The sequence below is a fragment of the Salinibacterium sp. genome, assembly GCF_031364185.1.
In the GTDB taxonomy this organism is placed as follows: Bacteria; Actinomycetota; Actinomycetes; order Actinomycetales; family Microbacteriaceae; genus Rhodoglobus.
This window is the reverse complement of the sequence record NZ_JANLVV010000126.1, coordinates 21,778-31,924: the sequence shown is the minus strand read 5'-3', so window position 1 is coordinate 31,924 and position 10,147 is coordinate 21,778. Positions and strand designations below refer to the sequence as shown.

The window sequence follows — 10,147 nt, the reverse complement described above, 5'->3', positions numbered from 1 at the left end:
CGAGGTCTTCCTGCACGCGCGATATCTTGCGAGCGACGCGGGCGAGGTAGTCGGTGTCGCGTGCGTAGCTCGATGCATTAGCGGACTTGTCTTCTGGGTCGGGATGGTAGATCTGCGGGCGCTCAGTTTGCCCGTATCGGTCGATGCGTCCGATGCGCTGCTCGAGCCGATTCGGGTTGAAGGGGATGTCAAAGCTGACCAGTCTGTGGCAGTGCGTCTGCAGGTCGATACCCTCGCCTGCTGCATCCGTGGCAAGGAGGATACGGACCGGGTCTTTCGACGGGTCCTCGGTGAAGCGCACGCGGACGAGTTCGCGCTCGTCGGCGTCTGTCGCCCCCTCGATCATCGCGAGCCGATCGCCCCCGAGATCGAATGCGTTGAGCACGTCGCGGATCCAATGAAGCGTGGCGACGTACTCGGTGAAGATCACGAGACGCCCGTCCAGCCAGGTGCCGTCGGGTGCGAGCAACTGCGCTCGGATCTGGTCGATGAGCGCCTGCAGTTTCGTGTCCGGCAGTGACGCATAGCGCGAGCCCCAGTCGATGAGCCACTCGAGATCGGTGACATCCTCGGCCGTCAACGGGACCTGCGCGCGCTTGGCGCTGCGGAGCGCCTCCAACTCTGGCTGCTCGGTGCGGCCTTCTTCTTCATCGGATGCCTCATCGCCAAGGACTTCGTCGTAGTCGGGGATGTCGACGTCATCATCACCGCGCAACCGTGTGGCGAGGTACGTCTCTGCTGTCGCGGCGAACGCGGTCGGCGAGGAGAAAAACCGTTTCTTCAGAATCAGCGTCGCCAGGTCGGCGGCACGCTTGCCCTTGTCAGCTTTGACAGCCTGGTTGCGCCGCGTCGTGAACGCGATCAGCCGGTCGTAGGCTTCGGACTCGTCTGCGCTCGGTTGGAACAACATCGCGTGCACTTCGCGGAGTTTGAAGCCCTCGCCTGGGAGATCCTTCTTCAGCCGCCGCACCGCCACCTGAGCCAGTGCCTGTGGGTCGAGGTCGGCGCCTCGTGCGAAGCGCTGCGGGTCGACCATCTCCAAGAGCGCGGTGAATGACTCGGTGTAGCCATTATGGGGAGTGGCACTCAGGAACAGTCGATGTTTACAGCGCCGCGCGAGTTCGCGAACGGCAACCGTTCGCTGGCTGTCGACCGCGTATCGGTTCGTGTCGCTGCCGCCACGCGACGGAGTTGCGGGGGCAACATGGTGTGCCTCGTCGATGATGACGATGTCAAAGGCATATCGGTCGGCGATGCGCTTGTCGTCAGCGCGCGCGTACACATCACGCAGCAGACGCTCAGCTCGCGGGGACGGGAGCCAGGACATCGAGACGATGACGCGCGGGAATACGACGAACGGGTTGGCATGGACGCCGAACCGACGTCGGAAGTCGCGCATTGTGTTGGAGTTAATTACTTCGAAGGTCAGCCCGAACTTCTCGGACATTTCCTCTTTCCATTTGATGACCAGGCCCGCGGGACACACGATGATCACCGAGCGAGCACGATGGCGGAGAAGCAGCTCCTGAACAACGAGGCCCGCCTCGACCGTCTTCCCGAGGCCGACGTCATCGGCGAGAAGCAGGTTTGCTCGAGGTGCCTCAAGGGCGCGGCGGAGCGGTTCGAGCTGGTAGGCCTCCACTGTCGCGCTGCTGCGGAACGGAGCCTGCAGCGTCCGCGCGTCAGCGGATGTCAGCGCACCCCAGCGAAGGGCGTCGACGTACGCGGCGAATGTGGTGGGGTCGTCGATGCGAGCCGGATCGATCGTGATGGGGAGGCCTTGCTCGAGGATGACGCCGCGGCCCGGTTCGAGTTCCCAGACCACTGTGAGCTCGCGACCGTAGCGCTCTTCCTCGATCGACTGCAGTGAAACGGCGTGCTGGAGCTCTGCTGCGCCGTCATCTGCACTGGAGCGCCGGAGCGCCTGCTGCGAGACATCGGTGACGATCCACTTGGCTCCACGGACGCTCGCGAGCTGACCTACCTCCGGCACCTCTGCCGTTGGCGTCTCGACACGCCCTGTCATTTCAGTTGCCATTCGCTCCCCCGGCCATAAGAAAACAAGCTCATGTCACTTTTTACACGATGCCCCGGACAACTAAGTACGTGAGTAGTCGACGAGGTCTTCCATGAATTGGTGGTCGTAAGACAGACGACTCCGACCAAGACGCCCAGAGAACCCGCGCGCCGCCCCGGAGGACAGGGGATGCGACCCTCGCGTCTGGAGCAAGCGGGCAAGCGAATGACGTCTGGGAAGCGAGCCCGTGCTCAGGCGGGTCGGTATCTTTCCGGTAGCTCGACCGGACCCGACGGACACACCTGCCCACTCCCATCCGGCTGACTTCGAAAGACGCGCGTCCAGTCCCACAGGCGTAAGCGTGTCGTAGGCTCGCAGCCCGTCAGCGATCCAGCGGACGACCGGAACTGCTACAGCGTTGCCGACGAGCTTCCACCGATCTCGGGTCGGAGCCGCCTTGGTCCACCCGGCCCTGAAGCCTTGAAGCATCTCCAGGGACTCGATCGAAGGAGTCCTGAACCTGAGGTCGGGTTCGGCGCCCGGGATCCACACGGCCGGCGAACTGGGGATGCCCGCGGTAGTAGAGCCCTTGATGGTCGGGACCACTCCCGCTCCCCACCCGACGCCGCGGTTGCCTTCGGTCCAGTAGAAACCATTGGCTTCGGCACGCACCGTGCTGATCGGCCCGGCTGCACGCTCCGGGCTGTCGCGATCGCGGAAGAGCACGAGCGCTGGATCGTGGTGCAGGCTCGCGAGGATGAAGACCCTCTTGCGCCGTTGCGCAACACCGAAGTGCTGAGCGTCCAGCATGCGATATGCCCACTTGTAACCAGCCGTCGAGAGGGCGCCTGTGATGACATCCATCGCGTTGCCCTGCTTGAGCCAGAGCATATTGGGCACGTTCTCGAGCAGGACCCATTCGGGACGAGCCTTTTCGACGGCTTCCAGAACACCTAGGATCAAACCCGAAGCCGATCCCTCGATACCCGCCTGCTTTCCCGCCTGTGACAGGTCAGTGCAGGGGAACCCTCCGAAAACGATCTCGGCGTTGTGCAAGTCGGCTGGGATGCCCCGCACGTCTTCATGAAGAGTGGCACCGGGAAGCCGGTGCTTAAGGACCGAACGAGCTGCGACCCAGTTCTCGTAAGCATGGATTTCGCCGCTGAAGCCGGCTTTTCGAAAGCCGAGCTCGAATCCGCCGATGCCAGAGAATAGGCTCAGGACCGGTGTCTCGGGATGCATAGCTCGAGTATGTCAGAGGGAGCAAGACACGAAGGAGGAGGCGCTTCAACGATGTTAAATTTCCGCAGTTATGGCGCACGGGACATGGGCAGGGTCCGCTGTCGGGTCTTCACACGCAGCTCTGCAACCGGCCTGGAGGCCCTACGAGATTGGCAGACTCGAAAGAGCACCTACGTCGGACCGCACGCTCTCGCGGCAATTATCGAAGACATAGAGCATGTTTGAATCGGCAATTGTCGGTTCACAGCCCCGTGCTGAACTTGAGTCGCGTTCAGGACCGATGTTTGTGATCATGGTCGTAGTAGGCGTCTCGAACTTCTGGTGAAGAGAGGTCCAGGAGCTTGTCCCAGAGGGCCTCGAAGTTCACTTCACCTGCGTCCTCATCCGGCTTCGTCGAATCTTTACTTTCTTGGTCATTGTTTGGCCTGAACCCGATCATTCCGCGCCTCCAGTGTTGTTCGCGTCAGTGTACGCCGCCGCAACGATAATGTGGGGCACTGAACTACGAGCGTTCGAGATGTTATCGTCAAGCGCCATTGCTACTGCGAGGAACCATGCATAGGCGCGAATTAACGGCTCGTCCGACCTTAGCAAGGTGTCGCTATCTGATGTAGTCACGAACAGCATCCCTGCAACCCCTCGCTGCCCGGCTCTATCTCTATGAACTGGAACAGCTAACGCGGCGGAATACATGTCAGCATTGTCGGAAGTGATCCCAAACACCTCCGAGATATTGGAGTTACGCAGATCGGGTTCCCAAACAATCTCGCCCTGCATGATCGCCTCCACCAGTTTCTTACTCCGCGGCGTACCCCTCGTCGAGATGGTAGGTCTGGGAGTATTAGGGTCATCCGAGGTGAAGCTCTTTCGCTCGAGTTTTGCGCCGCCTTGCTTCATCGTGAGGCCATAGTAAGCCACCTCGATGTGGACGCCGGAGTGGTCGACAGAGCGTCCACCTACTGTGCGACGTGCGGCAAAGTATGCTTGGCACTCCTTGACCGAGTGGTGCGCATAGGCCCCCGTCGCCTCACCCCGGCCGGACTCCCTAACTTTTGACACAAGATTCGAAGTCCGAGAGTGGATAGCAGTCAACGCTGCCGAAAGCTCCGCATTCTTCTTCGCGCTCTGATCTCGACTCCTCAGGTGCAAAGTTCCTTTGGCTACGGCCGGGGGAATGATAATCAATAGAACTGCAACTAAGAAGACAATCCACTTCCAGTCGGTTAGCCAGCCTGTCAACGGCCAAGCCCGCGGCACCAATCCGAGTTCGAGAACACCCAGAACGGCCGTCCCCACTACGACAGCAAATGTCTCCCACGCGAAAAAATATTTGAGGTCGCCGAAACGCTGGATTCGTGGTTGAGTCGCTGACACATCGAACAGCTTATTGGTGTTGACTATGGCTCGAAAACTCTGAAATCCACTTCAGCAAACCACGATCTCCGATAAGTTGCTCCTAAAACCGTCATTCTTGGTGTCACGCAATATTGCCACCAGATGTAGACCTCGCCCGATCAGCTCCAGGAGCTTTGCGAGTTTGGCGTCTTCGAATACGCCGATTACTTTCCGGCGTGCTCAGACGTACAACTTTCAGGGGGCAGTCAGTATGTCGGCGTGTCGGCGCTGGTGCCCCTGGAGGGACTCGACGCCCCACCCGAGCCGCCGACACATCGCGCGGTAGCGCGCATCCATCACGTCCGCGTCAGGCACGATGTGACGGACTGCGCGGTCGGGGACCCCCGCGATTCGAGGGGCCACCCATGGGCACGAATGACAAGCAGCCCGGTGGCTCAAATGAGAAAGCCCCACACTCGGTGGGGCTACTTCTCATTCGTGCCCCTGGAGGGACTCGAACCCCCAACCGTTTCCTTAGGACGGAACTGCTCTTCCATTGAGCTACAGAGGCTGGTATCGGAAGTTTAGCCGACTGGGGCGCCCAGGAACGCCTCTACCGTGGAGGTGGGGATCGTGCGCTGGCCGTAGACGCTCTGCACGTAGTTGTACTCCTCGATGACGACAAAGCCGCCGTCGATAACCTGCTTCACGTAGGCGACGTGGTTAGACGAGCCGAACCACGCGACGGCGCCCACGGTGGGAACGTTGCTGACCGGCCAGCCCTTCTTCTCCCAGGCGTACTTCCACTGGCTGGCGTTGCCGCCGGTGGGCGTCAGGTTCGACCAGACCCACTTGAACGGGGCCTTGAACGAGCCGGCATCGCGGTTGATTCGCCACGCGACGAAGTCGGTGCACTGGCGGTAGTAATAGTTCAGCACCGACAGGCCGCCGCCCTGCTCCTCGCCCAGCTCGTACGGCCACGGGTAATCGTCGCCCAGCTCACGGGCACCGGAGGCCAGGTACTTCGCGTTATTGCCCGCCCGCACGTCATCCTTGGTGGCCGCGGCGATCTCCTCGGGCGTGGTCGCCTCGTAGCCATCGCGCACCGCAGCGATCGGAGCAGACTTCGCGCTGACCACCATTGACTGGCCCACCGCCGTATCGGGGCCAGCCGCGGTCTCGGGGTTGGTGAGTGCGTATGCGGGGAGGCCTGCGACGGCAAACAGCCCGCCGACGACAGCCATTGTTGCCAGCACGCTGAGGGGATGCTTGCGGGCGGCTTTCGGTGCGACGGCATGCATGCGGCGAACCTCGGCCGCTCGCAGCTTGCGAGAGTTGACCGCGCGCCTGCGTCGGGTGGTGGTGACGCTGGGCGCATCCTGAATTGACGATGCCTGAATCTGGATGCCGCCGGCCGAGAAATCCGGAAGCGACACCGATAGCGCCGCTGCGGTTGCCGCGCCACCCGGGGCCCCCGAGAACGACACCGTCGTGGCGACCACAACCGGGGTCACGGCCACCGGAGTCACGGCCACCGCGGCTACCGCGGCGGAGGCCCTCGCCTCGGCCTCACGTAGCTCGCGACGACTCGCGTACTGCGGAGGGGTCACCGGTGCATCGGCGGGCACGGCGCGCTCGGGGGCAACCGTGCCGAACAGGTCATCCCCAAACAGGTCACCCAGAGAGCCGGATGGCATGACATCGACCACGTTATAAAATTCCTTCGGGTATTTCAGACCTGAGCGACGCTAGGGCAAACGCCGCAACAAGTCTTGTCATCACAGCTAAGTAGGAGGTAAGTGGGGGTCACCCCGGGGGGTAGAGGTAGGTTGCGCTTCCCGCCGAAATGACGCGCTGGCCGTACTGGTGGTATCCGCCGTAGTTGTACTCCTCGAGAAGCACGGTGCCGTCACCGAGAACCTCTTTGACGTAGGCGACATGCATGTATCCGGTCACGGCGACCGCGCCGGCGACGGGGGTGCTGCTAATCGGCCAGCCGTGGTTTTCCCACGCGCTCGTCCAGGAGTTGGCGCTTCCGCCACCCGGAGTGAGAGTCGACCAGTCCCACTTGAACGGGGCGGAGGTCGATCCGGCGTCACGGTTGAGGCGCCAGGCCACGAAGTCGACGCACTCGCCCATGTAGTAGCGCAGCGGCGAGAGGCCTTCGCCCATCCCCGAGAACGGGTAGTCGTCGCCGGCCTGGCGTGGGCCCGGATCTGTGTACACGTAGTTTCTGACGCGAGCCGCAGCGGAGGTCTGTTGGGTGGCGAGTTGCTCTGCCGCCAACTTCGCGGCGGACAACTCTTCGGGGGTGGTCGCCGTGAAGCCATCGCGAGCGGCCGAGATCGTGGCGTCCGCATTGGCCACGAAAGACTGCGCGGGGAGGCTGCTGGCCTCGGGTGCGCCCGCGGCGTCTGTGGGGTTGACGGCGTAGGCGGGAAGGCCCATCACGCCGAACATTCCCCCCACGGCGAGCATGGTGAACAGCACGGCAGCCGGGTGCTTATGTGTGGTTCGCGCCGGCCGTGCAGTGCGGGCTGACTCGGCCGTGCGGGCTGACTCGGCCGTGCGGGCTGTCGCGGCAGTGCGCACTGTCGCGGCCCTGCGCACGGCCGAACGCCTGCCTCGAGAAGTGTGTCCTGAGAGCGGTGAATCTGGGTTGACCGAAAGATCCAGTTCACTGGATTTCGTCAAGTTAACCTCAGTCACGTATACCTCTCGGGTGTTACAACGCAGACGACGTTACCCGAGGTGCCGACCCATGTCCACTTTTTATCACAAACCGGTAACAACTATGCAGCGGGCGCAAGATACTCCTCCCAATCAGGAAGGGCCTTCTCAACACCCCTTATGAGCCAACCTGTGCCGTGCGGCGGTCGCGGCGTCATCCGCAGATTCCAGCCCATCTCGCCCGGCGTGCGGTCACCCTTGAGGTTGTTACAGCGCAGGCAGCAGGCCACCAGGTTCTCCCAGCTGTCTTTGCCACCCCGCGATCGAGGCATCACATGATCGATCGTGCTCGCCGTGCCGGCACAGTAGCCGCAGCGGTGGTTATCGCGACGAAGCACACCGCGCCGCGATACCGGCATATGCCGTCCACTCGGGATGCGCACATAGTTGCGCAGGATGATCACCGAGGGGCGATCCCAGGCCCCGGCGGCCGCCCAAACGGGATGCTCCACATCCGCGGCGATGATCGTCGCCTTCTGGTTCATGACGAGCACGAGAGCTCGCTTGAACGACACGATAGCGAGCGGCTCATAGCCCGCATTCAACACCAGGGTCCGCACGGTCATCCTCTCGAAAGTGCCTGCACGGCTTGCAGGCTTCCAACGCTCTGGTGGTCACGAGTGGAGAGGGGCAGAAAACACAAAAGGCACTGTCGTAAGACAATGCCTAAAGGATACGGACGCGAGTTATCGCACACCGCTCACTGCTGTGTCGTATGTAGAAGTGGGCACGCGCATCCACGGTTTGGATGGTGCACTCACTCGACATTCGACTCTCCGGTTCACTGGTGAACTCCCAGAGCTTCAGGCTACCCCGAAAATACCGAGCCGCCGTGCGCGGCACAGCGCTTCAGCAGGCGCTTTTCAGCGGCCGCTTATGAGGAGGCACTTCTCAGTTGGCAACTGCTATCGGGCAACAAAGATGTGCACCGCGACCTCGTTCGGAAGCTCAAGCCCATCGCCGAATCCCTCCACCTGCACGAAGACATACGACCCTGCGGCCGAAATCGACGCCATGGCTCCCGGCAGTACCCCCGCGGCCTGCAACTGCTGCAACAGTTCGGGTTCGAACTGCACGGGCTCACCCAGTCGACGGATGACCGACGTGATGGTCTCGCCGGCGGTGCCGACGGCATCCACAAGACTGATCACGCCGTCCATGAACGCGGGAGCCGGCGGATCACCGAGCTCCTCCAAACCCGGAATCGGGTTGCCGTAGGGGCTCTCGGTGGGATGATCCAGCATTTCGAGCAGGCGACGCTCGACTTGCTCACTCATCACGTGCTCCCAACGACAGGCCTCGTCGTGCACGAAGGCCCAATCGAGCCCGATCACATCGGCGAGCAGTCGTTCGGCCAATCGGTGCTTGCGCATCACGTGGATGGCACGGCTGCGGCCCTCGTGCGTGAGCTCCAGGTGGCGATCGCCCTCAACCACGACAAGGCCGTCGCGCTCCATTCGACCGATCGTCTGCGACACCGTGGGGCCCGAATGGCCGAGTCGCTCCGAAATGCGCGCACGCAGTGGCACGATGTGCTCTTCTTCGAGGTCAAGAATGGTGCGCAGGTACATCTCGGTCGTGTCCACGAGATCGGTCATGCACCCAGACTAACCGGATGCCGACAATAGGATTGGTCGCATGCCCGGCCTGATGATTCCCGCTGACCTACTGCCCGCCGACGGTCGCTTCGGTTGTGGCCCATCCAAAGTCCGGCACGAGCAACTCGACTACCTGGCTGGCGCCGGAGCCGCGCTGATGGGCACCTCGCACCGGCAGGCCCCCGTGAAAAACCTCGTGGGCCGGGTGCGCACCGGGCTTGCAGACCTGTTCCGCCTCCCGGACGGATACGAGGTGGTGATGGGCAACGGCGGTTCGACCGCATTCTGGGATGCCGCGGCGTTCTCACTGATCAGCACACGCAGCCAGAACCTGGTCTTCGGCGAGTTCGGCTCCAAATTCGCGGCATCCGCAGCCGCCCCGTTCCTCGACGCACCGCACGTGATCACCGCGGCAGCCGGCTCCCGCGCCGAAGTCGAGATCGTCGACGGAGTCGACATCTACGCCTGGCCTCAGAACGAGACATCCACCGGCGTGATGGCCCCCGTCGCCAGGGTCGCGGCGCCCGGCGCGCTGACCGTCATCGACGCCACCTCGGCGGCCGGCGGAATCGACTTCGATGCCGGGCAGGCCGATGTCTACTACTTCGCGCCGCAGAAGAATTTCGCCTCCGACGGCGGGCTCTGGTTCGCGCTCTTTTCTCACGCCGCCCTCGAACGTGTCGAGCAGATCGCGGCATCGGGCCGCTACATCCCCGAATTCCTGTCGATCAAGAATGCCGTCGACAACTCGCGACTCAACCAGACCCTCAACACCCCGGCCCTCTCCACTCTGCTGCTGCTCGAGAACCAGATCGACTGGATCAACGGCAACGGCGGCCTCGCCTGGGCCCACTCCCGCACCCTCGAATCGTCGAGCGCGCTCTACGACTGGGCTGAGGCATCGACCTACGCGACGCCCTTCGTCGCCGAGCTCTCGCACCGGTCGCAGGTGGTCGTTACCATCGACTTCGATGACGCAGTGGATGCCGCGGCCATCGCCACCACCCTGCGGGCCAACGGAATTCTCGACACCGAGCCGTATCGCAAGCTCGGACGCAACCAGCTGCGCGTCGCCACCTTCGTGGCAATCGACCCCGCCGATGTGCGCCAGCTGATTTCCTCGATCGAATATGTAGTGGAGAATCACTGAGGATCATTCGAGAGGATGACACGGCTGTCTACCCGCGCGACTAGATTGTAGTCAGACCCCAACGAAGGAGTACCG

General features: G+C 62.6%; 8 protein-coding genes and 1 tRNA gene. 1 reads left to right on the top strand and 8 read right to left on the bottom strand.

Annotated features, from left to right (window positions below; genetic code table 11):
* From drmD to RMN95_RS05715, 8 genes are all read right to left on the bottom strand, one after another.
* A partial coding sequence (drmD, locus tag RMN95_RS05750) for a DISARM system SNF2-like helicase DrmD (protein WP_309615988.1) occupies nt 1-2,038 on the bottom strand: 2,038 nt, incomplete at its 3' end.
* 60 nt (nt 2,039-2,098) lie between these two features.
* The gene (locus RMN95_RS05745; RefSeq protein ID WP_309615987.1) at nt 2,099-3,259 is read right to left on the bottom strand and encodes a DNA (cytosine-5-)-methyltransferase; all 1,161 of its coding nucleotides are present in this window, start codon (nt 3,257-3,259) and stop codon (nt 2,099-2,101) included.
* A 435-nt stretch (nt 3,260-3,694) separates the two neighbouring features.
* The gene (locus RMN95_RS05740) at nt 3,695-4,633 is read right to left on the bottom strand and encodes a hypothetical protein (protein ID WP_309615986.1); all 939 of its coding nucleotides are present in this window, start codon (nt 4,631-4,633) and stop codon (nt 3,695-3,697) included.
* Between the two features lie 460 nt (nt 4,634-5,093).
* Nucleotides 5,094-5,165, bottom strand: a tRNA-Arg gene (locus RMN95_RS05735).
* Nucleotides 5,166-5,178: 13 nt separating this feature from the next.
* The gene (locus RMN95_RS05730) at nt 5,179-6,291 is read right to left on the bottom strand and encodes a CHAP domain-containing protein (RefSeq protein WP_309615985.1); all 1,113 of its coding nucleotides are present in this window, start codon (nt 6,289-6,291) and stop codon (nt 5,179-5,181) included.
* A 109-nt stretch (nt 6,292-6,400) separates the two neighbouring features.
* Nucleotides 6,401-7,303, bottom strand: a complete 903-nt coding sequence (locus tag RMN95_RS05725; RefSeq protein WP_309615984.1) for a CHAP domain-containing protein — start codon at nt 7,301-7,303, stop codon at nt 6,401-6,403.
* A gap of 83 nt (nt 7,304-7,386) precedes the next feature.
* Nucleotides 7,387-7,884, bottom strand: a complete 498-nt coding sequence (locus RMN95_RS05720) for an HNH endonuclease (protein WP_309615990.1) — start codon at nt 7,882-7,884, stop codon at nt 7,387-7,389.
* A gap of 345 nt (nt 7,885-8,229) precedes the next feature.
* Nucleotides 8,230-8,922, bottom strand: a complete 693-nt coding sequence (locus RMN95_RS05715) for a metal-dependent transcriptional regulator (protein WP_309615983.1) — start codon at nt 8,920-8,922, stop codon at nt 8,230-8,232.
* A gap of 40 nt (nt 8,923-8,962) precedes the next feature.
* On the opposite strand from RMN95_RS05715, the gene serC reads away from it, so the two are divergent.
* Nucleotides 8,963-10,072 (top strand): phosphoserine transaminase, encoded by a 1,110-nt coding sequence (gene serC, locus RMN95_RS05710; protein ID WP_309615982.1) that lies wholly within the window; start codon nt 8,963-8,965, stop codon nt 10,070-10,072.
* The last annotated feature ends 75 nt before the right edge of the window (nt 10,073-10,147 follow it).